The sequence below is a fragment of the Citrobacter sp. MGH103 genome, from assembly GCF_001034475.2.
Lineage (GTDB): Bacteria > Pseudomonadota > Gammaproteobacteria > Enterobacterales > Enterobacteriaceae > Citrobacter > Citrobacter freundii.
On the sequence record NZ_CP073045.1, the window covers coordinates 43,203 to 68,302 of the forward strand.

Sequence of the window (25,100 nt, forward strand, 5' to 3'; positions counted from 1 at the left end):
TTCGGCCAGTTTTTCGATGGCCTCTTGCTTGAGCTTGTCACTTTCCCTGAACTCGATGTTCAAGGCCCTGGCCACCTGGTTGAGGTTCCGGCCGATAGCTCCAAGCTGCCGGCACGATTCCCGTACGGTGTTCACTTCTTCATCAGTGAGGACCGGCATCCGGTTCAACGACCGCAGTCATTTCTGTACCTAAACAGTCCTGCGAATATGTGAGTTTTGACCTAATGAGCCACAAAAACTCATTTTCGCCCACGATAATTTTTCTACTTCCTTTCTTTGGAATGCTCATTTCAATATTCACATAACGTCGCTATCAATCGCGGAAAAGGCGTAGTGCGCGAAGCGAACGAAGCTTTTTGCCGTCGATTGCATAGCTTTGTTAACCCTTTTTCCAAATTTGATAGCAATAGTTAATGTTTGAAGTAAAGTGTTGCTCAAAAACAACTTCGAAGGTATTTGGAATACTCGGGAAGAAAACATCCCCCTCTGGCTCGATGTCGATCGTCGATAAGTGGAGCGTAGAGGCCATGGGTAATGTTTCTCGGTAAATTTCTCCGCCACCAGACACTATAACGTGACCGGTGAATTCAGCTAGCCTGTCCATGGCCTCTTCGATTGACTGAAATACAACTACATTGTCATCATTTGATGTCCAACCTGAGCGGGTAACGACCGCGTATTTCCTATTGGGGAGTGCGCCCATAGATTCAAACGTCTTGCGACCCACCAGAAGCCACTGATTGTAGGTCAATGCTTTAAAAAGTAGCTGCTCCCCTTTCGCGGACCAGGGTATGTCTGGACCGCAACCAATCACGCCGTTTTTCGCTTTCGCAGCCATCAATGATACTTTCAAGGTTCTCATCCTGGGTTAACTTTGTTTTAGGGCGACTGCCCTGCTGCGTAACATCGTTGCTGCTCCATAACATCAAACATCGACCCACGGCGTAACGCGCTTGCTGCTTGGATGCCCGAGGCATAGACTGTACAAAAAAACAGTCATAACAAGCCATGAAAACCGCCACTGCGCCGTTACCACCGCTGCGTTCGGTCAAGGTTCTGGACCAGTTGCGTGAGCGCATACGCTACTTGCATTACAGTTTACGAACCGAACAGGCTTATGTCCACTGGGTTCGTGCCTTCATCCGTTTCCACGGTGTGCGTCACCCGGCAACCTTGGGCAGCAGCGAAGTCGAGGCATTTCTGTCCTGGCTGGCGAACGAGCGCAAGGTTTCGGTCTCCACGCATCGTCAGGCATTGGCGGCCTTGCTGTTCTTCTACGGCAAGGTGCTGTGCACGGATCTGCCCTGGCTTCAGGAGATCGGAAGACCTCGGCCGTCGCGGCGCTTGCCGGTGGTGCTGACCCCGGATGAAGTGGTTCGCATCCTCGGTTTTCTGGAAGGCGAGCATCGTTTGTTCGCCCAGCTTCTGTATGGAACGGGCATGCGGATCAGTGAGGGTTTGCAACTGCGGGTCAAGGATCTGGATTTCGATCACGGCACGATCATCGTGCGGGAGGGCAAGGGCTCCAAGGATCGGGCCTTGATGTTACCCGAGAGCTTGGCACCCAGCCTGCGCGAGCAGCTGTCGCGTGCACGGGCATGGTGGCTGAAGGACCAGGCCGAGGGCCGCAGCGGCGTTGCGCTTCCCGACGCCCTTGAGCGGAAGTATCCGCGCGGGCTCTGTTGCAAAAATCGTGAAGCTTGAGCATGCTTGGCGGAGATTGGACGGACGGAACGATGACGGATTTCAAGTGGCGCCATTTCCAGGGTGATGTGATCCTGTGGGCGGTGCGCTGGTATTGTCGCTATCCGATCAGCTATCGCGACCTTGAGGAAATGCTGGCGGAACGCGGCATTTCGGTCGACCATACGACGATCTATCGCTGGGTCCAGTGCTACGCCCCGGAGATGGAGAAGCGGCTGCGCTGGTTCTGGCGGCGTGGCTTTGATCCGAGCTGGCGCCTGGATGAAACCTACGTCAAGGTGCGGGGCAAGTGGACCTACCTGTACCGGGCAGTCGACAAGCGGGGCGACACGATCGATTTCTACCTGTCGCCGACCCGCAGCGCCAAGGCAGCGAAGCGGTTCCTGGGCAAGGCCCTGCGAGGCCTGAAGCACTGGGAAAAGCCTGCCACGCTCAATACCGACAAAGCGCCGAGCTATGGTGCAGCGATCACCGAATTGAAGCGCGAAGGAAAGCTGGACCGGGAGACGGCCCACCGGCAGGTGAAGTATCTCAATAACGTGATCGAGGCCGATCACGGAAAGCTCAAGATACTGATCAAGCCGGTGCGCGGTTTCAAATCGATCCCCACGGCCTATGCCACGATCAAGGGATTCGAAGTCATGCGAGCCCTGCGCAAAGGACAGGCTCGCCCCTGGTGCCTGCAGCCCGGCATCAGGGGCGAGGTGCGCCTTGTGGAGAGAGCTTTTGGCATTGGGCCCTCGGCGCTGACGGAGGCCATGGGCATGCTCAACCACCATTTCGCAGCAGCCGCCTGATCGGCGCAGAGCGACAGCCTACCTCTGACTGCCGCCAATCTTTGCAACAGAGCCCGCCGTGCTAGTCTGCTCGGTGATGGTGGAGTGAAGCCAACCCGCAATCGGGTTATGAATCTGCATCGCGATTCGCAATCAGCTGTCTCTTGAGCATGTCGAACTCCTGCGATGTTATCTCGCCGTGCTCGTGCTGCTACACCAACTTGTCCAACTCATCCGCCACACCGCTCCCCACCACCTGCGATGGCCAGGTTGTTTGCTGGGCGCATTGGCGGAGTATCGTCTCGACCCGGGACACCCACACCGGCACAACCTTACGGGAGTGATTCACTGTCAAAGAATCGGCCCGGTGCTCTGACGCAAGTATCGGGATGGTCACCATTTGTAAGCCGTAGACCTGAGTGGTGATCAAGACTTCGATACCACCGACCGTACCGGTACTAATCGACGACGGTCGTGTTCGTCGCCTGCCGCAGGGACTCTGCACACCTCCGTTTACGCATGTGCCTGGAGGAGTTGGAAATCGTCGTGTTCGGGAAACATTAAACACAGGATGGCAGCGATCTGAGCCAGCACATGATCAGCTAGCTCACCATCCGGATCGACGGCCCACTGCATCGTCGCGCCAGCGATGACCGAGTGCAGGAGCAACTCAGCTGCCGCAGGAGCACCTGGGGGCAGTCGCTTGCGGATCCCCTCCACCACCGCGCGGTTCCGCTGGATCGCAAGCGTGCGTAGCTCCGGCACCTGGAGCTCGTACCAGGAGATGAGATAGTTCACCGAGAAGTCGTTGCGAGTGTTCATGCTCCGAACGAGCACCTGCAAAAATTCCCAGAGCCCTTGCGGCCCTGCGCCTATCGGTATCGCATTCAGGTAATGCCGCACCTGCTCGACGCCGCGCTCCATCATCCTCACCAGCAGCGTATCGCGGTTGGTGAAGCGCTGGATTAACGCTGCGCGGGAGAGCCCCACCTCCTTTGCTACTCCGCTGAGCGTGAACTCTATGGGACCGCAACGCTTCAGCACTACGGTGGCGGCCTCGAGTACCTCGTCATCGGACTTGAGCTTGGGGCGGGGCATCAGTGTTCACCTTCTGTATGGGTTGGGGCGGAGGCTGTGGCTGCCGCCGCCATTGTAGCAAATTGAAGACGGAGCGAGAGTAGAGCCACGAGCCCCGCAAACACGGCCGATACAACGAGGCCAGGGAGCGGACCAGCAAGGTCGACAAACGCGCCGGCCGCAAGCATAACCATGGGCGAGGCTGACAGCATCACCGCCGAGACCGTGCCGAGTACCCGGCCGAGAAGTTCTGGCGGCGTGCGGTTGTAGATGGCAGCGTTGAGAATGGGAGAGACTGAGCCGGTCAGCAGTCCCACGAGCGCGCCCAACAACATCAGCACCGGCACGCCTGGCAACTGTGAAAGCAGAAGCGAGCCCACCGCAGAGCCACAAAATGCCACCGCCAGCCAGTTCTGCGCTGATATCCGGGCGCCGACCGACGCATGAATGGCAATGCCAAGGAGACCACCAGCCCCCATCATTGAGGAGAACAGCCCGAGCTCTGCTACTTGGCGTCCTGCATCTACAAACAGCGCAGGCATGATGACGCTGCCGTTGGCGCCAACGATGCCCACGAAGATCATCACTATACCAAAGAGAGGGCGCAGCAGGGGTTCGCTCCAGAGAAAAGCGACGCCGGCGCGCATGGAGAGAGTCGCCGTCGTGGTCATCGTCCGAGCGGCACGCGCGGGAAGCACCCACGCGCCGAGCAGACCTGCAAGGACGGAGCAGAACGCCGTCAGCCCGAGCGTTGGCGCAGCGCCAAGCAGGCCGATTGCGGCCCCCCCAAGGGCCGGGCCACCTAGAATCGCGACGTTCCCGATCACCGCTTTCAGTGACGAGACGCGCTCAACGGAGAGCCCGGCGACGTGGCCGAGTTTGGGCAGCTCACTGTCCTGCGCGGCCATACCGGGTGCGTCGAACGCGGCACCGAGCACCACGCAAGCGATCAGCCCAGTGTTCGAGAGGGCGCCAACGGCATCGAGCAGTGGGATGCTCGCCATGGCCACGCCGCCCACCACACCCGAGATCAATGCGACGGGCGCGCGCCCGAACCGATCGACGAGGCCACCACCAACCCACGCGCCGATGATGGTCGCGATGACGCTGCTAGCGGCCGTGGCGCCCGCCCAGGCCGCGCTCTTTGTATGAGACAGGACGAACCATGGAAGCGCGAGGGCCGCCACCGCGTTGCCGATCCGGAAGAGAAAGGTCGCCGCGAACAGCGTCGCGAGCGGGCTATATCGACGTTCGCTCATTCCGCTGCGGCGAGCTGCGCCTTCGCCGCAGCGAGGTACTCTTCGTTACCCGAGTCGAGGGCGAAGAGTGCGTAGGTGACCGCCCCGAACGCAAGGCGCTCCGCGATGTGGTGGGCGAGCCGCGGCCACACCCGGCCACCGGCCGCTTCATACGTGAGGAGGAGCTTCGCGAGCCCCTCTTCACCAAAGACCATAAGGTGCGCGGCCATGTCGATGGCAGGGTCATCAACGCGGGCCTCGCTCCAGTCGATCATCCCGCTGACGCGCTCCGTGTTGTCGATGAGCACATGGCCCACGTAGAGATCGCCATGCACCACCACGGAGAAATCTGGCCACGACGAATCGTCGTCGAGCCAGCGCTGCCACCGGTGGAGGCGCTTGTCGTTCACCACGAACTCGCGTCGGACGCGGTCAACGTCGTCGGCCACCTTCTGACGGGCCTGCGTCGGTGTACGGATGAGCATCCCCGCATCCACGGCGGCGGAAATGGGGACGGCATGCAGGGCGGCGAGCGCGGTCGCGAAGCTCTCCGCGAAGACCTCCGAGTCCTGCGGCACGACCCAGTCGGGCGTGGACGAACCAGGCTGGATGACCATCGCAGTCGAGTCTTCGAGCATGGGATAGGCAACGAGCTCGGCGTTGGCCACGCGCCAGTCCGGCACCGCGAACGGCAGGCGATTCTTGAGCATTGCCAGCACCCGCGCCTCTGGTTCGACCTTCGCGCTTACCTCGGCTCGGCGCGGGATGCGCAGCACCCACCGACGTCCATCGTCGACGGTGGCGATCACGATCCTATAGTCGAGCCCAAGCTCATTGACAGTCAGCGGGCCATGGAGCTTGAGCCCATGTCGGGCTGCAAGTGCGTACAGTTGGGAGGTATCGGCGGTCGTGACTACGGTCATGATTCACTCCTGAGGGCTTGACGGGTTTAGCCACCTAAATGTAACAGTCACGTCGGTTATATTCAATCCGGCACTGTTGCAAAGTTAGCGATGAGGCAGCCTTTTGTCTTATTCAAAGGCCTTACATTTCAAAAACTCTGCTTACCAGGCGCATTTCGCCCAGGGGATCACCATAATAAAATGCTGAGGCCTGGCCTTTGCGTAGTGCACGCATCACCTCAATACCTTTGATGGTGGCGTAAGCCGTCTTCATGGATTTAAATCCCAGCGTGGCGCCGATTATCCGTTTCAGTTTGCCATGATCGCATTCAATCACGTTGTTCCGGTACTTAATCTGTCGGTGTTCAACGTCAGACGGGCACCGGCCTTCGCGTTTGAGCAGAGCAAGCGCGCGACCATAGGCGGGCGCTTTATCCGTGTTGATGAATCGCGGGATCTGCCACTTCTTCACGTTGTTGAGGATTTTACCCAGAAACCGGTATGCAGCTTTGCTGTTACGACGGGAGGAGATATAAAAATCGACAGTGCGGCCCCGGCTGTCGACGGCCCGGTACAGATACGCCCAGCGGCCATTGACCTTCACGTAGGTTTCATCCATGTGCCACGGGCAAAGATCGGAAGGGTTACGCCAGTACCAGCGCAGCCGTTTTTCCATTTCAGGCGCATAACGCTGAACCCAGCGGTAAATCGTGGAGTGATCGACATTCACTCCGCGTTCAGCCAGCATCTCCTGCAGCTCACGGTAACTGATGCCGTATTTGCAGTACCAGCGTACGGCCCACAGAATGATGTCACGCTGAAAATGCCGGCCTTTGAATGGGTTCATGTGCAGCTCCATCAGCAAAAGGGGATGATAAGTTTATCACCACCGACTATTTGCAACAGTGCCCTTACTGATACATCAATAAGCAGCTTATTGTTAGCCACTTTAATGTCAGGAAGCTTAAGCTCTGTTAGTGTTTTGGCTATTCTCTCTCCTCTTGGAAGACTGGTTGAAAGAGCCAGGAATATTTCCAATAACCCATTAAGTCAATCCCTCTACACTGGGCGCACCGATGAGTTTGGCCAAATAGAGTTTGCTTTACGAATGATGCAAGCTGAAACAGGCGCCATAGTAGGTCGCATAGGTGATGCATCAAATCGGCTTAGCGAACACACCCGAGGCCTACTAAAGGATATTGAGTCAAGCAATGTACTTACAGTTGAGCAGCAGGCAGAGACAGATCAAATAGCAACGGCAGTAAACCAAATGGTGGCAAGCATTCAAGAGGTTGCGAGCAATGCACAGCATGCTGCAGATGCGGCCGGAAGAGCAGACACTGAGACGGCATCTGGCCAGCGTCTGGTAGCCCACACAAGCCAGTCAATCACTGCCCTTGAAGGTGAAATTAGGCAAGCCACTCAGGTTATTCATGAGCTTGAAGGTCAAAGTAACGAGATATCAAAAGTTCTTGACGTTATACGAGGGATCGCCGAGCAAACGAATTTGTTGGCACTCAACGCAGCAATTGAGGCCGCGCGTGCTGGTGAGCAGGGGCGTGGTTTTGCTGTTGTCGCCGATGAGGTTCGCAGTCTTGCTGCTCGCACACAGCAATCGACAACGGATATTCAAAGCATGATCAGCGCTCTACAAGAGCGAGCGCAATCCGCTGTTACAGTCATGGAGCAAAGTAGTCGGCAAGCGCACACGAGTGTAGCTCACGCAGAGGAAGCAGCTACAGCTCTTGATGGAATTGGCCAACGCGTTAACGAAATTACCGACATGAACGCGCAAATAGCGACTGCGGTCGAGCAGCAGGGAGCAGTAAGTGAAGACATAAACCGCAGTATTATCAATATACGCGATGCTGCTGATACCAATGTACAGACCGGGCAGAATAATTTGCAAAGTGCGAAATCTGTCGCTCAGTTAACTAGCGCTCTGAGCGAACTGGCAAAACAGTTTTGGGAAAAACGAGGATAACGCTTTTCAGTATCTCGACAGGGATAACTTACTTTACCATCGGTTATCCCTTTTAGCCGCACAAATTTTAGCCATGGCTTTTCAGGAAGTCAGGGCTATCAGAATGGCCTTAGAAAGCCTAGTCAAAGAGCTGTCACGAGAACACCGTTAGCTTAGCGTACGATTTTTTCCGAATTCTGCGGTTCCCCCTATTGACTGATGAACATCGCCGTAACTGATACAGCCATTCCTGTTTTGTTTTTGCCATTTTTATTCCCGCTGAGAACAAATGAATGATAGGATTGCCATCGCTTTATTTACGGTGCCTCCATATCCAGGGGGGAACCGGATCAGCATCTGACCAGAGCCCACGTTTTTGTTGTCTGGCTTCGTTCTGAAGGACAGGCAGCACGGGATCTGAGTTGTACTGCTCATATACCCAGGCAGCCCCGGCCCGGACCATAAACTGATTAATATTCATTCCGTCTGGTGCATAAACCTGCCCGAGAATACGACCATAACGATCTCGCTGAAAATATGTGACGGTAACCGTTTTTCCTGCGACCAGTGATTTCATCATGTCTGTTGACCACCGGCCATAATCCTGTTTCTTTTCCGGTGCATCAATATTTACCAACCTGATCCGCACCGCCTTCTGTGAGTCCATGACCTCGATGGTATCACCGTCCAGTACACGAACAACCCGTCCATGAATATCTGCAGACAATACCGGCCATGAAAAGATAAATAATACCAGTGGAATATATTTCATCATGTTATTCTCCATATCAGATAAATGGCACCTGTATTTCAGGCATCCTGAATATTGCAGCACACAATGAATAACGCCTTATTTTGTGAAATAAATCACAAAATATAAAATCACGACTTAATACGGAAAAAACTCTGTGCTACTCAGAACTGTCCGGTCATACTGCCCGACCGGATATTAAAAAAAGCAAATCTCATAAACTCCTTTCAGCCTTCTGACTTCTGGTGTAATGAAGGCTGCTTTTTTCGTTACACCCTTCCCCGGCAGCGCCGGTGGCAGTGTTCAGCCCTTTTCCGGGCAAACTGCTGCCGGCACTGTTGCAAATAGTCGGTGGTGATAAACTTATCATCCCCTTTTGCTGATGGAGCTGCACATGAACCCATTCAAAGGCCGGCATTTTCAGCGTGACATCATTCTGTGGGCCGTACGCTGGTACTGCAAATACGGCATCAGTTACCGTGAGCTGCAGGAGATGCTGGCTGAACGCGGAGTGAATGTCGATCACTCCACGATTTACCGCTGGGTTCAGCGTTATGCGCCTGAAATGGAAAAACGGCTGCGCTGGTACTGGCGTAACCCTTCCGATCTTTGCCCGTGGCACATGGATGAAACCTACGTGAAGGTCAATGGCCGCTGGGCGTATCTGTACCGGGCCGTCGACAGCCGGGGCCGCACTGTCGATTTTTATCTCTCCTCCCGTCGTAACAGCAAAGCTGCATACCGGTTTCTGGGTAAAATCCTCAACAACGTGAAGAAGTGGCAGATCCCGCGATTCATCAACACGGATAAAGCGCCCGCCTATGGTCGCGCGCTTGCTCTGCTCAAACGCGAAGGCCGGTGCCCGTCTGACGTTGAACACCGACAGATTAAGTACCGGAACAACGTGATTGAATGCGATCATGGCAAACTGAAACGGATAATCGGCGCCACGCTGGGATTTAAATCCATGAAGACGGCTTACGCCACCATCAAAGGTATTGAGGTGATGCGTGCACTACGCAAAGGCCAGGCCTCAGCATTTTATTATGGTGATCCCCTGGGCGAAATGCGCCTGGTAAGCAGAGTTTTTGAAATGTAAGGCCTTTGAATAAGACAAAAGGCTGCCTCATCGCTAACTTTGCAACAGTGCCAGCTGCGGGCCGCTCCCGCCGCGAAGGACGTGCTCGACGCCATCGAGGTGCTGCGCGGCATGAACAGCGACAACGCCCGCAAGGTGCCCGCCGACGCGCCGACCGAGTTCATCAAGCCGCGCTGGCAGAAGCTGGTCATGACCGACACCGGCATCGACCGGCGCTACTACGAACTGTGCGCGCTGTCGGAGATGAAGAACGCGTTGCGTTCCGGCGACATCTGGGTGCAGGGGTCGCGCCAGTTCAAGGACTTCGAGGACTACCTGGTGCCGCCCGCGAAATTCGCCAGCCTCAAGCAGGCCAGCGAATTGCCGCTGGCCGTGGCCACCGACTGCAACCGGTACCTGAACGACCGGCTGACGCTGCTGGAAACACAGCTTGCCACCGTCAACCGTATGGCGACGGCCAACGAGCTGCCGGACGCCATCATCACCGAGTCAGGCTTGAAGATCACGCCGCTCGACGCGGCGGTACCCGACACCGCCCAAGCGCTGATCGACCAGACGGCAATGATCCTGCCGCACGTCAAGATCACCGAACTGCTGCTGGAGGTGGACGAATGGACGGGCTTCACTCGGCATTTCGCGCATCTGAAATCGGGCGACCCGGCCAAAGACAAGAACCTGTTGCTGACCACGATCCTCGCCGACGCGATCAACCTGGGCCTGACCAAGATGGCGGAGTCTTGCCCCGGCACGACCTACGCCAAGCTGGCTTGGCTGCAAGCCTGGCACATCCGCGACGAAACCTACGGGGCGGCGCTGGCCGATCTGGTCAACGCACAGTTCCGCCATCCCTTCGCCGAGCACTGGGGCGACGGCACCACCTCATCGTCGGACGGCCAGAACTTCCGCACCGGCAGCAAGGCCGAGAGCACCGGCCACATCAACCCGAAATACGGGAGCAGCCCAGGGCGGACGTTCTACACCCACATTTCTGACCAGTACGCGCCATTTCACACCAAGGTCGTGAACGTCGGCGTGCGCGATTCGACCTACGTGCTCGACGGCCTGCTGTACCACGAGTCCGACTTGCGGATCGAGGAGCATTACACCGACACGGCGGGCTTCACCGATCACGTCTTCGCCCTGATGCACCTCCTGGGCTTCCGCTTCGCGCCGCGCATCCGCGACCTGGGCGACACCAAGCTCTACATCCCGAAGGGCGACGCCGCCTATGACGCGCTGAAACCCATGATCGGCGGCACGCTCAACATCAAGCACGTCCGCGCCCATTGGGACGAAATCCTGCGGCTGGCCACCTCGATCAAGCAGGGCACGGTGACGGCCTCCCTGATGCTCCGAAAGCTCGGCAGCTACCCACGCCAGAACGGCCTGGCCGTGGCGCTCCGCGAGCTGGGCCGCATCGAGCGCACGCTGTTCATCCTGGACTGGCTGCAAAGCGTGGAACTGCGCCGCCGCGTGCATGCCGGCCTGAACAAGGGCGAGGCGCGCAATGCGCTGGCCAGGGCAGTGTTTTTCAACCGCCTGGGTGAAATCCGCGACCGCAGTTTCGAGCAGCAGCGCTACCGGGCTAGCGGCCTCAATCTGGTAACGGCTGCCGTCGTGTTGTGGAACACGGTCTATCTGGAACGGGCTGCGCACGCGCTGCGTGGCAACGGCCATGCCGTTGATGACGCGCTGTTGCAGTACCTGTCGCCGCTCGGTTGGGAGCACATCAACCTCACCGGCGATTACCTCTGGCGCAGCAGCGCCAAGATCGGCGCGGGCAAGTTCAGGCCGCTACGACCGCTGCAACCGGCTTAGCGTGCTTTATTTAATGAGATGGTCACTCCCTCCTTCCCAGTACTATGCTGAGGACAGGCTTTCATTCGGAGAACCATCATGGAAAACATTGCGCTTATTGGTATCGATCTGGGTAAGAACTCTTTCCATATTCATTGTCAGGATCATCGTGGGAAGGCCGTTTACCGTAAAAAATTCACCCGACCAAAGCTAATCGAATTTCTGGCGACATGCCCGGCAACAACCATCGCGATGGAAGCCTGTGGCGGTTCTCACTTTATGGCACGCAAGCTGGAAGAGTTAGGGCATTTTCCAAAGCTGATATCACCGCAATTTGTCCGCCCATTCGTTAAAAGCAACAAAAATGACTTCGTTGATGCTGAAGCTATCTGTGAAGCAGCATCACGTCCATCTATGCGTTTCGTGCAGCCCAGAACCGAATCTCAGCAGGCAATGCGAGCTCTGCATCGTGTCCGTGAATCCCTGGTTCAGGATAAGGTGAAAACAACTAATCAGATGCATGCTTTTCTGCTGGAATTTGGTATCAGCGTTCCGCGAGGTGCTGCCGTTATTAGTCGACTGAGTACCCTTCTTGAGGACAGTAGTTTGCCTCTTTATCTCAGCCAGTTACTGCTGAAATTACAACAGCATTATCACTATCTTGTTGAGCAGATTAAAGATCTGGAATCTCAGTTGAAACGAAAGTTGGACGAAGATGAGGTTGGACAGCGCTTGCTGAGTATTCCCTGCGTTGGAACGCTGACTGCCAGTACTATTTCAACTGAGATTGGCGACGGGAAGCAGTACGCCAGCAGCCGTGACTTTGCGGCGGCAACAGGGCTGGTACCCCGACAGTACAGCACGGGAGGTCGGACGACATTGTTAGGGATTAGCAAGCGGGGCAACAAAAAGATCCGAACTTTGTTGGTTCAGTGTGCCAGGGTATTCATACAAAAACTGGAACACCAGTCTGGCAAGTTGGCCGACTGGGTCAGGGAGTTGTTGTGTCGGAAAAGCAACTTTGTCGTCACCTGTGCTCTGGCAAACAAGCTGGCCAGAATAGCCTGGGCACTGACGGCGCGACAGCAAACTTACGAAGCATAAAGGCAGAAATACACCAGTTTAAACAATCATTCATCTGGTTTTGCGAATACTGATATTGATGATACTAACGGCCCACCGGCCTGTTGAGGAACCTGTAAAACGGAAAGGCTCATTGAAGCCGTATATTTTCTGGAGGTTCATCAGGCGCGGAACTCATCGAGGCGCGGGAATAAAATCCCATTCAGACGCCGGATAGATTCAAGCAAGCCAACTTGTCGTCAAAATCGGTGTTGCAAAAACGGGAGTGACCATAGATTCCGTTTTCTGAGGCGACCCCCACATAGAGACCTTCCCGGTCATTCACTTTGTAGAGTTTGTCCCTGGGCTTGAGATTGCGCAGCTTGGTATCGGTCAGCATGTACCTTGTCCTTCTTCGTCTCCGATACCCACTCTATTGTAAACAAGACATTTTTATCTTTTATATTCAATGGCTTATTTTCCTGCTAATTGGTAATACCATGAAAAATACCATGCTCAGAAAAGGCTTAACAATATTTTGAAAAATTGCCTACTGAGCGCTGCCGCACAGCTCCATAGGCCGCTTTCCTGGCTTTGCTTCCAGATGTATGCTATTCTGCTCCTGCAGCTAATGGAGCACCGCAAACAGGTTACTCGCCTGGGGATTCCCTTTCGACCCGAGCATCCGTATGAGACTCATGCTCGATTATTATTATTATAGAAGCCCCCATGAATAAATCGCTCATCATTTTCGGCATCGTCAACATAACCTCGGACAGTTTCTCCGATGGAGGCCGGTATCTGGCGCCAGACGCAGCCATTGCGCAGGCGCGTAAGCTGATGGCCGAGGGGGCAGATGTGATCGACCTCGGTCCGGCATCCAGCAATCCCGACGCCGCGCCTGTTTCGTCCGACACAGAAATCGCGCGTATCGCGCCGGTGCTGGACGCGCTCAAGGCAGATGGCATTCCCGTCTCGCTCGACAGTTATCAACCCGCGACGCAAGCCTATGCCTTGTCGCGTGGTGTGGCCTATCTCAATGATATTCGCGGTTTTCCAGACGCTGCGTTCTATCCGCAATTGGCGAAATCATCTGCCAAACTCGTCGTTATGCATTCGGTGCAAGACGGGCAGGCAGATCGGCGCGAGGCACCCGCTGGCGACATCATGGATCACATTGCGGCGTTCTTTGACGCGCGCATCGCGGCGCTGACGGGTGCCGGTATCAAACGCAACCGCCTTGTCCTTGATCCCGGCATGGGGTTTTTTCTGGGGGCTGCTCCCGAAACCTCGCTCTCGGTGCTGGCGCGGTTCGATGAATTGCGGCTGCGCTTCGATTTGCCGGTGCTTCTGTCTGTTTCGCGCAAATCCTTTCTGCGCGCGCTCACAGGCCGTGGTCCGGGGGATGTCGGGGCCGCGACACTCGCTGCAGAGCTTGCCGCCGCCGCAGGTGGAGCTGACTTCATCCGCACACACGAGCCGCGCCCCTTGCGCGACGGGCTGGCGGTATTGGCGGCGCTGAAAGAAACCGCAAGAATTCGTTAACTGCACATTCGGGATATTTCTCTATATTCGCGCTTCATCAGAAAACTGAAGGAACCTCCATTGAATCGAACTAATATTTTTTTTGGTGAATCGCATTCTGACTGGTTGCCTGTCAGAGGCGGAGAATCTGGTGATTTTGTTTTTCGACGTGGTGACGGGCATGCCTTCGCGAAAATCGCACCTGCTTCCCGCCGCGGTGAGCTCGCTGGAGAGCGTGACCGCCTCATTTGGCTCAAAGGTCGAGGTGTGGCTTGCCCCGAGGTCATCAACTGGCAGGAGGAACAGGAGGGTGCATGCTTGGTGATAACGGCAATTCCGGGAGTACCGGCGGCTGATCTGTCTGGAGCGGATTTGCTCAAAGCGTGGCCGTCAATGGGGCAGCAACTTGGCGCTGTTCACAGCCTATCGGTTGATCAATGTCCGTTTGAGCGCAGGCTGTCGCGAATGTTCGGACGCGCCGTTGATGTGGTGTCCCGCAATGCCGTCAATCCCGACTTCTTACCGGACGAGGACAAGAGTACGCCGCAGCTCGATCTTTTGGCTCGTGTCGAACGAGAGCTACCGGTGCGGCTCGACCAAGAGCGCACCGATATGGTTGTTTGCCATGGTGATCCCTGCATGCCGAACTTCATGGTGGACCCTAAAACTCTTCAATGCACGGGTCTGATCGACCTTGGGCGGCTCGGAACAGCAGATCGCTATGCCGATTTGGCACTCATGATTGCTAACGCCGAAGAGAACTGGGCAGCGCCAGATGAAGCAGAGCGCGCCTTCGCTGTCCTATTCAATGTATTGGGGATCGAAGCCCCCGACCGCGAACGCCTTGCCTTCTATCTGCGATTGGACCCTCTGACTTGGGGTTGATGTTCATGCCGCCTGTTTTTCCTGCTCATTGGCACGTTTCGCAACCTGTTCTCATTGCGGACACCTTTTCCAGCCTCGTTTGGAAAGTTTCATTGCCAGACGGGACTCCTGCAATCGTCAAGGGATTGAAACCTATAGAAGACATTGCTGATGAACTGCGCGGGGCCGACTATCTGGTATGGCGCAATGGGAGGGGAGCAGTCCGGTTGCTCGGTCGTGAGAACAATCTGATGTTGCTCGAATATGCCGGGGAGCGAATGCTCTCTCACATCGTTGCCGAGCACGGCGACTACCAGGCGACCGAAATTGCAGCGGAACTAATGGCGAAGCTGTATGCCGCATCTGAGGAACCCCTGCCTTCTGCCCTTCTCCCGATCCGGGATCGCTTTGCAGCTTTGTTTCAGCGGGCGCGCGATGATCAAAACGCAGGTTGTCAAACTGACTACGTCCACGCGGCGATTATAGCCGATCAAATGATGAGCAATGCCTCGGAACTGCGTGGGCTACATGGCGATCTGCATCATGAAAACATCATGTTCTCCAGTCGCGGCTGGCTGGTGATAGATCCCGTCGGTCTGGTCGGTGAAGTGGGCTTTGGCGCCGCCAATATGTTCTACGATCCGGCTGACAGAGACGACCTTTGTCTCGATCCTAGACGCATTGCACAGATGGCGGACGCATTCTCTCGTGCGCTGGACGTCGATCCGCGTCGCCTGCTCGACCAGGCGTACGCTTATGGGTGCCTTTCCGCAGCTTGGAACGCGGATGGAGAAGAGGAGCAACGCGATCTAGCTATCGCGGCCGCGATCAAGCAGGTGCGACAGACGTCATACTAGATATCAAGCGACTTCTCCTATCCCCTGGGAACACATCAATCTCACCGGAGAATATCGCTGGCCAAAGCCTTAGCGTAGGATTCCGCCCCTTCCCGCAAACGACCCCAAACAGGAAACGCAGCTGAAACGGGAAGCTCAACACCCACTGACGCATGGGTTGTTCAGGCAGTACTTCATCAACCAGCAAGGCGGCACTTTCGGCCATCCGCCGCGCCCCACAGCTCGGGCAGAAACCGCGACGCTTACAGCTGAAAGCGACCAGGTGCTCGGCGTGGCAAGACTCGCAGCGAACCCGTAGAAAGCCATGCTCCAGCCGCCCGCATTGGAGAAATTCTTCAAATTCCCGTTGCACATAGCCCGGCAATTCCTTTCCCTGCTCTGCCATAAGCGCAGCGAATGCCGGGTAATACTCGTCAACGATCTGATAGAGAAGGGTTTGCTCGGGTCGGTGGCTCTGGTAACGACCAGTATCCCGATCCCGGCTGGCCGTCCTGGCCGCCACATGAGGCATGTTCCGCGTCCTTGCAATACTGTGTTTACATACAGTCTATCGCTTAGCGGAAAGTTCTTTTAGGGGTCTGACGCTCAGTGGAACGAAAACTCACGTTAAGGGATTTTGGTCATGAGATTATCAAAAAGGATCTTCACCTAGATCCTTTTAAATTAAAAATGAAGTTTTAAATCAATCTAAAGTATATATGAGTAAACTTGGTCTGACAGTTACCAATGCTTAATCAGTGAGGCACCTATCTCAGCGATCTGTCTATTTCGTTCATCCATAGTTGCCTGACTCCCCGTCGTGTAGATAACTACGATACGGGAGGGCTTACCATCTGGCCCCAGTGCTGCAATGATACCGCGAGACCCACGCTCACCGGCTCCAGATTTATCAGCAATAAACCAGCCAGCCGGAAGGGCCGAGCGCAGAAGTGGTCCTGCAACTTTATCCGCCTCCATCCAGTCTATTAATTGTTGCCGGGAAGCTAGAGTAAGTAGTTCGCCAGTTAATAGTTTGCGCAACGTTGTTGCCATTGCTGCAGGCATCGTGGTGTCACGCTCGTCGTTTGGTATGGCTTCATTCAGCTCCGGTTCCCAACGATCAAGGCGAGTTACATGATCCCCCATGTTGTGCAAAAAAGCGGTTAGCTCCTTCGGTCCTCCGATCGTTGTCAGAAGTAAGTTGGCAGCAGTGTTATCACTCATGGTTATGGCAGCACTGCATAATTCTCTTACTGTCATGCCATCCGTAAGATGCTTTTCTGTGACTGGTGAGTACTCAACCAAGTCATTCTGAGAATAGTGTATGCGGCGACCGAGTTGCTCTTGCCCGGCGTCAACACGGGATAATACCGCACCACATAGCAGAACTTTAAAAGTGCTCATCATTGGAAAACGTTCTTCGGGGCGAAAACTCTCAAGGATCTTACCGCTGTTGAGATCCAGTTCGATGTAACCCACTCGTGCACCCAACTGATCTTCAGCATCTTTTACTTTCACCAGCGTTTCTGGGTGAGCAAAAACAGGAAGGCAAAATGCCGCAAAAAAGGGAATAAGGGCGACACGAAAATGTTGAATACTCATACTCTTCCTTTTTCAATATTATTGAAGCATTTACCAGGGTTATTGTCTCATGAGCGGATACATATTTGAATGTAGGCACTGTTGCAAAGTTAGCGATGAGGCAGCCTTTTGTCTTATTCAAAGGCCTTACATTTCAAAAACTCTGCTTACCAGGCGCATTTCGCCCAGGGGATCACCATAATAAAATGCTGAGGCCTGGCCTTTGCGTAGTGCACGCATCACCTCAATACCTTTGATGGTGGCGTAAGCCGTCTTCATGGATTTAAATCCCAGCGTGGCGCCGATTATCCGTTTCAGTTTGCCATGATCGCATTCAATCACGTTGTTCCGGTACTTAATCTGTCGGTGTTCAACGTCAGACGGGCACCGGCCTTCGCGTTTGAGCAGAGCAAGCGCGCGACCATAGGCGGGCGCTTTATCCGTGTTGATGAATCGCGGGATCTGCCACTTCTTCACGTTGTTGAGGATTTTACCCAGAAACCGGTATGCAGCTTTGCTGTTACGACGGGAGGAGAGATAAAAATCGACAGTGCGGCCCCGGCTGTCGACGGCCCGGTACAGATACGCCCAGCGGCCATTGACCTTCACGTAGGTTTCATCCATGTGCCACGGGCAAAGATCGGAAGGGTTACGCCAGTACCAGCGCAGCCGTTTTTCCATTTCAGGCGCATAACGCTGAACCCAGCGGTAAATCGTGGAGTGATCGACATTCACTCCGCGTTCAGCCAGCATCTCCTGCAGCTCACGGTAACTGATGCCGTATTTGCAGTACCAGCGTACGGCCCACAGAATGATGTCACGCTGAAAATGCCGGCCTTTGAATGGGTTCATGTGCAGCTCCATCAGCAAAAGGGGATGATAAGTTTATCACCACCGACTATTTGCAACAGTGCCCATCGGCGTAGTAGTGGATGTGGTCGATGACAAAGCCGGTGCGGGTCAGCGTGCGCCGGAGGATCGGCAGAAAATCGACCAGGAACGAAGTAGCGCGTGTGACGACGGCCGGTACGCCGACACGCGCCACGGCCTCGGCCCAGCGCGCGGCCGGCGGTTGGAGCAGGCCGTTGTGCACCGAACCGTGGTAGGTGCCGACCGCCAATGTGAGCCAGCGCTCTAGCTCGCGCAGCGTCAGGGCGGCCTTGTTTTCGGAATCGTAGTCGCCGCGCTGGTCAGGGTTGGAGAAGGTCGTTCCCGGCAGTTCGTCGTGAATCATCTGCATCGCCGTGCCGATGATCCGTTCCACGATGCCGCCATAGTGCGGCTGTCCCAGCGGGCGATAGTCCAGCCGGATGCCATGCTGCTCGCAACCCCGGCGCAGGGCCTCGCTCTTGAACTCGGCCGCGTTGTCTAGGTAGAGCAGCAAGGGCTTGCCGCTCATCTGCCAATCCATTTCCACGTTCAGTCCTTCCAGCCAAGGGCGCTTGTCGCAGGCGACATGCACGAGGCACAGGCCAACCGAAACGGCAGACGGCGCTTCCAGCGTGACGACCATGCCGAGCACGCAGCGGGTGAACACGTCGATGGCGAGGGTCAGGTACGGGCGGCCAATAGGTTGCCGGTCGCGGTCATCGACCACGATCAGGTCGATGACCGTATGGTCTATCTGCACCTGCTCCAGCGGCGCGGTCACGGCAGGAGGCTCGCCGCCCACACCTTGTAGGTCACGAGCGGCATCCTGGCCTTCCCGCCGGCGGATGACCTTGCGCGGGTCAAGGCTAGCGATCCGTAAGGCCACGGTATTGCGCGCCGGCACTCGCAGTTTTTGAGCCTTGCACACCTGAGTGACTTCGCGGTGAAAGGCCGCTAGGCTGCGCTTCTGCTTGGTCAGGAACCGCTTTTGCAGTAGCTCGTGGATGACGCGCTCGACCGGTTCCGGCAAGCGCCCCTTACCTTTACCTCCACCGGACTGGCCGGGCACCAGATCCGTCACGAGGCCGCTGCCTTGCCGGGCACGCCGGATCAGAACGTATACCTGGCGCCGAGACAAGCCCAGCGCCTGAGCCGCCATATCGGCCGCTTCGTGCCCGACCGTCTCCGACTGCGCCAACGGACTGATGATCTCCGCACGACGGCGCGCACGCTCCCAAGCCTCATCAGGCAGAGTGGCCACGCCTTGTTCTGGAATCCGTGGGGTGTCCGTCGCCATGCTCACCTCGCTTTGGTGCACACGAGTATTGAGCATAGTCGAGATTGGTGCAGATCACTTCTGATATTGAACTGTCAGGAGCTGGCTGCACAACAGCCATTACGCCCAATCAACTGGTGCAGTCGTCTTCTGAAAATGACATCCATGCCCAGCCCGTGCGCGAGCTGGATCACCGCCCGCACGATAGTTTGGTCACGGGCATCATCCGGGAGCCTGGCGACAAAGGATTGGTCGATTTTCAATGTGGTGATGGGGCAGCATTTCAGATGTTGCAGGCAGGAATAGCCGGTGCCGAAGTCGTCGGCGGCGAAGCGCACGCCGATGGCGCGCAAGGCGTCGAAACTGGCGAACAGGGCTGGATTGCCGAATGCGACCGATTCGGTCAGTTCGATCTCCAGAAGCTCGGCGGGCAGGGCCATATCGGCCAGCACCCGCTTTACCTCGTCGTCGAACGTTGGCCCAACCTGGCTGGCGGACACATTGATGGCAAGACGGAACGGTTGCCATGCCGGTCCTTGCCACTTGTGCATCTGGCGACAGGCCTCGCCCAGCACCCACGCGCCTATTTCCGGCATCAGGCCGAACGACTCGGCCAGCGGCAGGAACTGGCCGGGCGGCAACAGGCCAAGCCTCGGATGCCGCCAGCGCATCAACGCTTCCGCGCCAGCGATCCGGTGATCGCGCAGATCGACCAGCGGCTGGTAATGCAGGTCAAGCTGTCCGCGCGCCGCCGCCTGCGCCAACTCGGCCGCCGTCCATCCGGCGGGCTGCGAACTCGTCATGATCCGCCCCGGAAGGCGCGCAGCAGCCGCGTTACGGCCAGAACGAACAAGCCGGTCAGCGCGAGCGCGGCAACACCCCAATGCTCGCCAAGGAAGGCACCGGCGGTCGTCCCGGCCAGCACGGCGGCGAGAATCGGCAGATGGCAGGGGCAGGTCAACACGGCCAGCGCACCCCACAGGTAGCCGGAAACGGGTTGGCGCGTCTCGGGCGGCAGTTTGTCAGGGGCGTTCACGGCAATGCCTCCTCGTGCGCCCGCTCGGCTGGCATGGAGGCCAGTTGCGCGTCCAGATGGGCCAACGCCGCGCGCCGCCGCTCGACCAACTGGCGCAGCACGGCAAGCTGCGCTGCGGCTTGTGCGCCGTCCGCTGCGTCGAGCGCACGGCACAGCCGCGCCAGGGCATCCAGGCCGATACCCGCCTCGAAGGCCGCGCGCACGAAGCACAGCCGTTGCAAGGCCGCATCGTCGAACACGCCGTAGCCGCCCGTGGTGCAGGCCACCGGCCGTAACAAGCCGCGCACCAGGTAGTCGCGCACGATATGTACGCTCACCCCAGCGTTATGGGCCAGTTGCGATACCGTGTAGGCGCTCATCGCACACCTCCTTGTCCTCACCCGGCGCAGCAGGAAAGCTGCTTCACATCCTTGTTGAAGGTCTGCGCCGCGAGCTTCAACCCTTCGACCATCGTCAGGTAGGGGAACAACTGGTCGGCCAGTTCCTGCACCGTCATCCGGTTGCGAATCGCCAGTGCGGCCGTCTGGATCAGTTCGCCCGCTTCCGGGGCCACTGCCTGCACGCCGATCAGTCGTCCGCTGCCTTCTTCAACCACCAGTTTGATGAAGCCGCGCGTGTCGAAGTTGGCGAGCGCGCGCGGCACGTTGTCCAGCGTTAGCGTGCGACTATCAGTTTTGATGCCGTCATGGTGCGCTTCCGCCTCGCTGTAGCCTATGGTCGCCACTTGCGGGTCGGTGAACACCACGGCCGGCATCGCGGTCAGGTTCAGGGCCGCGTCACCGCCGGTCATGTTGATCGCGGCGCGAGTGCCGGCCGCTGCCGCCACATAGACGAACTGCGGCTGGTCGGTGCAGTCGCCTGCGGCGTAGATGTGTTCCACGCTTGTACGCATGCCGGGGTCGATGACGATAGCGCCTTGCGGGGTGAGCGTGACGCCCGTCGCATCCAGTGCCAGCTTGCGTGTGTTGGGCGCGCGGCCGGTGGCGACCAGCAGCTTGTCGGCGCGCAGTTCGCCGTGCGCCGTGGTGAGCACGAATTCGCCGTCCCCTTCACCATTGATATACGCGACCTGGCTGGCCTGGGTGTGTTCCCTCACCTCGATGCCCTCCATGCGGAATGCGGCCGTGACGGCTTCGCCTATAGCTGGGTCTTCGCGGAAGAACAGCGTGCTGCGAGCCAGGATCGTCACCTTCGCTCCGAGTCGGGCGAACGCCTGCGCCAGCTCCAGCGCCACCACTGATGAGCCAATCACGGCCAGGCGCTTAGGAATCGTCTCGCTGACCAGCGCTTCAGTGGAAGTCCAGTACGGAGTGTCTTTCAGGCCGGGAATCGGCGGCACGGCCGGGCTCGCGCCGGTGGCGATCAGGCAGCGGTCGAATGCCACCACGCGCTCGCCGCCGTCGTTGAGTTGCACGATCAGGTTGCGATTGTCCTTAAAGCGGGCGGAGCCGTGCAGCACAGTGATCGCCGGATTGCCCTCCAAGATGCCTTCGTACTTGGCGTGGCGCAGTTCATCGACGCGGGCCTGCTGCTGGGCCAGCAGCGCCGTGCGCTGGATGGTCGGCGTGGTAGCGGCGATGCCGCCATCGAACGGGCTTTCCCGGCGCAGATGGGCGATATGGGCGGCGCGGATCATGATCTTGGACGGCACACAACCGACATTGACGCAGGTGCCGCCGATGGTGCCGCGCTCGATCAGCGTGACACGTGCGCCTTGCTCGACGGCCTTCAGCGCCGCTGCCATCGCGGCCCCGCCGCTGCCGATGACGGCGATATGCAATGCGCCGCTGCTACCCGTCTTGTCGTTTCTGCCCAGCAGATCGCGCATCTTGTCGAGCAATCCGCCCGGCGTCGAAACTGAGGGGGCATCGGCCAGCGTGGCCCGATAACCGAGTCCAGCTACAGCGGCCGTCAGCGCGTCGGGTGACGTGCCGACCTCAATGGCGAGCTTGGCGCTGCCCTTGGCGTAGGAGACATCCGCTGATTGCACGCCGGGCACTTTCTCCAGGGCGTCCTTGACATGCACTGCGCACGAGTCGCAAGTCATGCCGGTGATTTTGAGAGTGCTCATACCATCGTTCCTTATTCGTGTGGGCCGCCGTGTCGCACGGTCAGCCGTCTTTCACAAGCGCTTGGCGGGGAGTTCGCAGCCGTCCGGTCCGCAACGGCGATGCGCCGGCGACACGAAGTCCCAGATCGACACCCCAATCATCAAGGCCAGGCCGACGTACATCAGGTTCGCCGTCCACCAGTTGCCGAGCAGCCAGACCGTGGCCGCAAACACGATGGCCGGGCCGATCATGCCGAGCAGACTGCGCAGCCATTGCCGATGACTGAACCAACCCAGCGCGTTCGCCAGGAAGGCCAGCGCGGCAAACAGCGGCAGCAGGCGGCTGATGAACAGTCCCTCGTACTGGCTCAAGAAGCCCAGCCCGATGGCCGCGCCGAAGCTGGCGAGGGCTGGAAAGCAGGCGGCGCAGCCCATCGCGGAAACGACGCTGCCGAGCGCGCCGGTTTTATCGGCAATGCGTGTCATCAGTCCCATGAAGCGGCTCTCGCTGTTGTCGTTGGCTTGCTGGCTCACTGCTTGACGCTGGACGGATAGCCGGCGTCTGCGGTGGCCTTGGTCAGCTTCTGTACGCTGGCCTTGGTGTCGTCAAAAGTGACGACGGCCTCGCGCTTCTCGAAGCCCACATCGACCTTGCTCACGCCTTCGACCTTGGAGAGCGCTTTCTTGACTGTGATCGGGCAGGCGGCGCAAGTCATGCCGGGAACCGCTAGCGTGACGGTCTGGGTAGCGGCCCACACCGGGGCAACAGCGGCGGCGAGGGCAAGGGAGGCAAACAGTTTCTTCATGATGAACTCCTGGTTAATAGAAAAATGGAACGACATAGGGAAATCCAAGCGCGACCAGGACCAGCACGGCCACGATCCAGAAAATCAGCTTGTAGGTGGCGCGCACCTGCGGAATCGCGCAGACCTCACCTGGCTTGCATGCCTGCACGGGCCGGTAAATCCGCTTCCAGGCGAAGAACAGCGCCACTAGCGCCGCGCCGATGAACAACGGTCGATAGGGTTCCAGCACCGTCAGGTTGCCGATCCAAGCACCGGAGAAGCCCAGGGCGACCAGTACTAGCGGCCCCAGGCAGCAGGTCGATGCAAGAATGGCGGCCAGCCCGCCGGCGAAGAGCGCACCGCGCCCGTTTTGTGGTTCAGACATACGTTGGCCCTTTTGAATTTGGATTGGATAGCGTAACCTTACTTCCGTACTCATGTACGGAGTCAAGCGATATGGAAAATAATTTGGAAAACCTGACCATTGGCGTTTTTGCCAAGGCGGCCGGGGTCAACGTGGAGACAATCCGCTTCTATCAGCGCAAGGGCCTGTTGCGGGAACCGGACAAGCCTTACGGCAGCATCCGCCGCTATGGGGAGGCGGACGTGGTTCGGGTGAAATTCGTGAAATCGGCACAGCGGCTGGGGTTCAGTCTGGACGAGATTGCCGAGCTGTTGCGGCTCGACGATGGCACCCACTGCGAGGAGGCCAGCAGCCTGGCCGAACACAAGCTCAAGGACGTGCGCGAGAAGATGGCCGACTTGGCGCGCATGGAAACCGTGCTGTCTGAACTCGTGTGCGCCTGCCATGCACGAAAGGGGAATGTTTCCTGCCCGTTGATCGCGTCACTACAGGGCGAAGCAGGCCTGGCAAGGTCAGCTATGCCTTAGCGTGCTTTATTTTCCGTTTTCTGAGGTGCCCCCTAATAGTGTTCTTCCATTTCGGTAAAAATCCCTACCATGGATTCCCACTCGTCCGGGGGGTAATGACTCCAACTTATTGATAGTGTTTTATGTTCAGATAATGCCCGATGACTTTGTCATGCAGCTCCACCGATTTTGAGAACGACAGCGACTTCCGTCCCAGCCGTGCCAGGTGCTGCCTCAGATTCAGGTTATGCCGCTCAATTCGCTGCGTATATCGCTTGCTGATTACGTGCAGCTTTCCCTTCAGGCGGGATTCATACAGCGGCCAGCCATCCGTCATCCATATCACCACGTCAAAGGGTGACAGCAGGCTCATAAGACGCCCCAGCGTCGCCATAGTGCGTTCACCGAATACGTGCGCAACAACCGTCTTCCGGAGCCTGTCATACGCGTAAAACAGCCAGCGCTGGCGCGATTTAGCCCCGACGTATCCCCACTGTTCGTCCATTTCCGCGCAGACGATGACGTCACTGCCCGGCTGTATGCGCGAGGTTACCGACTGCGGCCTGAGTTTTTTAAATGGCGGAAAATCGTGTTGAGGCCAACGCCCATAATGCGGGCGGTTGCCCGGCATCCAACGCCATTCATGGCCATATCAATGATTTTCTGGTGCGTACCGGGTTGAGAAGCGGTGTAAGTGAACTGCAGTTGCCATGTTTTACGGCAGTGAGAGCAGAGATAGCGCTGATGTCCGGCGGTGCTTTTGCCGTTACGCACCACCCCGTCAGTAGCTGAACAGGAGGGACAGCTGATAGAAACAGAAGCCACTGGAGCACCTCAAAAACACCATCATACACTAAATCAGTAAGTTGGCAGCATCACCTGAAATCAGTGCTGTTTTCTCTTCGAGGGACCATACTAATTTTCTTTGGTATCTTCGATTTATAATTAATTTATCATCCAGATACCACTCGTATAATTCTTCTGCTGTCTTGGAGTCAATATCTAAGTTTTCATTAGCCATTAGATGTATCTCGAGTAT

Annotated in this window: 24 protein-coding genes and 8 pseudogenes; 10 read left to right on the forward strand and 22 right to left on the reverse strand. The window is 57.2% G+C overall.

What is annotated here, in order from left to right:
* Positions 1-45: 45 nt before the first annotated feature.
* Both mobC and dfrA14 read right to left on the reverse strand, forming a co-directional pair.
* Positions 46-159 (reverse strand): annotated as a pseudogene (mobC, locus tag SK33_RS26570) (plasmid mobilization relaxosome protein MobC); the annotation flags it as partial.
* 220 nt (positions 160-379) lie between these two features.
* Positions 380-853 carry a trimethoprim-resistant dihydrofolate reductase DfrA14 gene (gene dfrA14 / locus SK33_RS25680; RefSeq protein ID WP_004201280.1) on the reverse strand — a complete coding sequence of 158 codons (474 nt, stop codon included), beginning with the start codon at positions 851-853 and terminating at the stop codon, positions 380-382.
* A 155-nt stretch (positions 854-1,008) separates the two neighbouring features.
* Between dfrA14 and intI1 the strand changes: the two are divergent.
* Together intI1 and SK33_RS25690 are read left to right on the forward strand one after the other, a co-directional pair.
* Positions 1,009-1,674, forward strand: a pseudogene (intI1, locus tag SK33_RS25685) (class 1 integron integrase IntI1); the annotation flags it as partial.
* A gap of 62 nt (positions 1,675-1,736) precedes the next feature.
* On the forward strand, positions 1,737-2,501 hold the full coding sequence (locus tag SK33_RS25690; RefSeq protein ID WP_001389365.1) for an IS6-like element IS6100 family transposase: 765 nt from the start codon (positions 1,737-1,739) through the stop codon (positions 2,499-2,501).
* A 492-nt stretch (positions 2,502-2,993) separates the two neighbouring features.
* Here the strand turns inward: SK33_RS25690 and mphR(A) are convergent, their stop codons facing one another.
* The 4 genes from mphR(A) to SK33_RS25710 form a co-directional block, all read right to left on the reverse strand.
* A complete protein-coding gene (mphR(A), locus tag SK33_RS25695) occupies positions 2,994-3,578 on the reverse strand; it encodes a macrolide-binding transcriptional repressor MphR(A) (RefSeq protein WP_001137892.1) in 585 nt (194 codons plus the stop codon).
* Positions 3,578-4,816: a macrolide resistance MFS transporter Mrx(A) gene (gene mrx(A), locus SK33_RS25700; RefSeq protein ID WP_000004159.1), complete on the reverse strand. Its 1,239-nt coding sequence runs from the start codon at positions 4,814-4,816 to the stop codon at positions 3,578-3,580. The genes mphR(A) and mrx(A) overlap by 1 nt, the downstream gene beginning before the upstream one ends.
* Entirely contained in the window at positions 4,813-5,718 is a 906-nt protein-coding gene (locus tag SK33_RS25705) for an Mph(A) family macrolide 2'-phosphotransferase (protein ID WP_000219391.1), read from the reverse strand. Before SK33_RS25705 ends, mrx(A) begins: the two co-directional genes overlap by 4 nt.
* 121 nt (positions 5,719-5,839) lie before the next feature.
* Positions 5,840-6,544, reverse strand: coding sequence for an IS6-like element IS26 family transposase (locus SK33_RS25710; RefSeq protein ID WP_001067834.1), 705 nt, complete (start codon positions 6,542-6,544; stop codon positions 5,840-5,842).
* Here SK33_RS25710 and SK33_RS25715 point away from each other — a divergent pair.
* Positions 6,521-7,681, forward strand: coding sequence for a methyl-accepting chemotaxis protein (locus tag SK33_RS25715; protein WP_072256398.1), 1,161 nt, complete (start codon positions 6,521-6,523; stop codon positions 7,679-7,681). The two genes, SK33_RS25710 and SK33_RS25715, sit on opposite strands and share 24 nt — an antisense overlap.
* A 166-nt stretch (positions 7,682-7,847) precedes the next feature.
* Here SK33_RS25715 and SK33_RS26830 read toward each other — a convergent pair.
* Together SK33_RS26830 and SK33_RS25720 are read right to left on the reverse strand one after the other, a co-directional pair.
* A pseudogene (locus SK33_RS26830) lies at positions 7,848-7,928 on the reverse strand (transcriptional regulator); the annotation flags it as partial.
* A 45-nt stretch (positions 7,929-7,973) separates the two neighbouring features.
* On the reverse strand, positions 7,974-8,435 hold the full coding sequence (locus tag SK33_RS25720; protein WP_000978817.1) for a thermonuclease family protein: 462 nt from the start codon (positions 8,433-8,435) through the stop codon (positions 7,974-7,976).
* A gap of 370 nt (positions 8,436-8,805) precedes the next feature.
* Between SK33_RS25720 and SK33_RS25725 the strand changes: the two genes are divergently transcribed.
* The 3 genes and pseudogenes from SK33_RS25725 to SK33_RS25735 all read left to right on the forward strand — a co-directional run bounded on the left by SK33_RS25725 (position 8,806) and on the right by SK33_RS25735 (position 12,411).
* Positions 8,806-9,510, forward strand: a complete 705-nt coding sequence (locus SK33_RS25725; protein ID WP_001067855.1) for an IS6-like element IS26 family transposase — start codon at positions 8,806-8,808, stop codon at positions 9,508-9,510.
* Between the two features lie 51 nt (positions 9,511-9,561).
* Positions 9,562-11,328, forward strand: a pseudogene (locus tag SK33_RS25730) (Tn3 family transposase); the annotation flags it as partial.
* 78 nt (positions 11,329-11,406) lie between these two features.
* The gene (locus tag SK33_RS25735) at positions 11,407-12,411 is read left to right on the forward strand and encodes an IS110-like element IS5075 family transposase (RefSeq protein WP_000427619.1); all 1,005 of its coding nucleotides are present in this window, start codon (positions 11,407-11,409) and stop codon (positions 12,409-12,411) included.
* 253 nt (positions 12,412-12,664) lie between these two features.
* On the opposite strand, the pseudogene SK33_RS26575 reads toward SK33_RS25735, so the two are convergent.
* A pseudogene (locus SK33_RS26575) lies at positions 12,665-12,769 on the reverse strand (Arm DNA-binding domain-containing protein); the annotation flags it as partial.
* 329 nt (positions 12,770-13,098) lie between these two features.
* Between SK33_RS26575 and sul2 the strand changes: the two are divergent.
* Genes sul2 through SK33_RS25755 form a run of 3 tightly spaced genes read left to right on the forward strand, consistent with a single transcriptional unit; the run spans position 13,099 to position 15,614 of the window.
* Positions 13,099-13,914 carry a sulfonamide-resistant dihydropteroate synthase Sul2 gene (gene sul2, locus SK33_RS25745; RefSeq protein ID WP_001043260.1) on the forward strand — a complete coding sequence of 272 codons (816 nt, stop codon included), beginning with the start codon at positions 13,099-13,101 and terminating at the stop codon, positions 13,912-13,914.
* 60 nt (positions 13,915-13,974) lie between these two features.
* Positions 13,975-14,778 (forward strand): aminoglycoside O-phosphotransferase APH(3'')-Ib, encoded by an 804-nt coding sequence (gene aph(3'')-Ib, locus SK33_RS25750; protein ID WP_001082319.1) that lies wholly within the window; start codon positions 13,975-13,977, stop codon positions 14,776-14,778.
* On the forward strand, positions 14,778-15,614 hold the full coding sequence (locus tag SK33_RS25755; protein WP_000480968.1) for an aminoglycoside O-phosphotransferase APH(6)-Id: 837 nt from the start codon (positions 14,778-14,780) through the stop codon (positions 15,612-15,614). Before aph(3'')-Ib ends, SK33_RS25755 begins: the two co-directional genes overlap by 1 nt.
* Positions 15,615-15,720: 106 nt before the next feature.
* On the opposite strand, the pseudogene SK33_RS25760 reads toward SK33_RS25755, so the two are convergent.
* From SK33_RS25760 to SK33_RS25810, 11 genes and pseudogenes are all read right to left on the reverse strand, one after another.
* A pseudogene (locus SK33_RS25760) lies at positions 15,721-16,125 on the reverse strand (IS91 family transposase); the annotation flags it as partial.
* A gap of 209 nt (positions 16,126-16,334) precedes the next feature.
* Positions 16,335-17,195, reverse strand: coding sequence for a broad-spectrum class A beta-lactamase TEM-1 (locus tag SK33_RS25765; protein WP_000027057.1), 861 nt, complete (start codon positions 17,193-17,195; stop codon positions 16,335-16,337).
* A 126-nt stretch (positions 17,196-17,321) separates the two neighbouring features.
* Positions 17,322-18,026, reverse strand: coding sequence for an IS6-like element IS26 family transposase (locus SK33_RS25770; protein ID WP_001067855.1), 705 nt, complete (start codon positions 18,024-18,026; stop codon positions 17,322-17,324).
* A 64-nt stretch (positions 18,027-18,090) separates the two neighbouring features.
* Positions 18,091-19,341 (reverse strand): annotated as a pseudogene (locus SK33_RS25775) (transposase); the annotation flags it as partial.
* A 74-nt stretch (positions 19,342-19,415) separates the two neighbouring features.
* Positions 19,416-20,084, reverse strand: a complete 669-nt coding sequence (locus SK33_RS25780) for an EAL domain-containing protein (RefSeq protein WP_001300294.1) — start codon at positions 20,082-20,084, stop codon at positions 19,416-19,418.
* 35 nt (positions 20,085-20,119) lie between these two features.
* Positions 20,120-20,356, reverse strand: a complete 237-nt coding sequence (gene merE, locus SK33_RS25785) for a broad-spectrum mercury transporter MerE (protein WP_000993386.1) — start codon at positions 20,354-20,356, stop codon at positions 20,120-20,122.
* Positions 20,353-20,715 carry a mercury resistance co-regulator MerD gene (merD, locus tag SK33_RS25790; RefSeq protein ID WP_001277456.1) on the reverse strand — a complete coding sequence of 121 codons (363 nt, stop codon included), beginning with the start codon at positions 20,713-20,715 and terminating at the stop codon, positions 20,353-20,355. The genes merE and merD overlap by 4 nt, the downstream gene beginning before the upstream one ends.
* 17 nt (positions 20,716-20,732) lie before the next feature.
* The gene (gene merA, locus SK33_RS25795) at positions 20,733-22,427 is read right to left on the reverse strand and encodes a mercury(II) reductase (protein ID WP_032193845.1); all 1,695 of its coding nucleotides are present in this window, start codon (positions 22,425-22,427) and stop codon (positions 20,733-20,735) included.
* 51 nt (positions 22,428-22,478) lie between these two features.
* Positions 22,479-22,901, reverse strand: a complete 423-nt coding sequence (gene merC, locus SK33_RS25800) for an organomercurial transporter MerC (protein ID WP_001340589.1) — start codon at positions 22,899-22,901, stop codon at positions 22,479-22,481.
* Between the two features lie 35 nt (positions 22,902-22,936).
* The gene (merP, locus tag SK33_RS25805) at positions 22,937-23,212 is read right to left on the reverse strand and encodes a mercury resistance system periplasmic binding protein MerP (protein ID WP_000732292.1); all 276 of its coding nucleotides are present in this window, start codon (positions 23,210-23,212) and stop codon (positions 22,937-22,939) included.
* Between the two features lie 13 nt (positions 23,213-23,225).
* Positions 23,226-23,576 carry a mercuric transport protein MerT gene (locus SK33_RS25810; RefSeq protein WP_001294663.1) on the reverse strand — a complete coding sequence of 117 codons (351 nt, stop codon included), beginning with the start codon at positions 23,574-23,576 and terminating at the stop codon, positions 23,226-23,228.
* 71 nt (positions 23,577-23,647) lie between these two features.
* Here SK33_RS25810 and merR point away from each other — a divergent pair, with 71 nt between their 5' ends.
* A complete protein-coding gene (gene merR, locus SK33_RS25815; protein WP_000429836.1) occupies positions 23,648-24,082 on the forward strand; it encodes an Hg(II)-responsive transcriptional regulator in 435 nt (144 codons plus the stop codon).
* Positions 24,083-24,188: 106 nt separating this feature from the next.
* On the opposite strand, the gene SK33_RS25820 is transcribed toward merR, so the two are convergent.
* Positions 24,189-24,886 (reverse strand): IS1-like element IS1B family transposase gene (locus SK33_RS25820; protein WP_095033700.1). Its coding sequence is split into 2 segments (ribosomal slippage): positions 24,189-24,637 and positions 24,637-24,886, totalling 699 coding nucleotides; the frame shifts between segments, so codons are not numbered across the junction.
* A 55-nt stretch (positions 24,887-24,941) separates the two neighbouring features.
* Positions 24,942-25,082, reverse strand: a pseudogene (locus SK33_RS25825) (GmrSD restriction endonuclease domain-containing protein); the annotation flags it as partial.
* Positions 25,083-25,100: the final 18 nt, after the last annotated feature.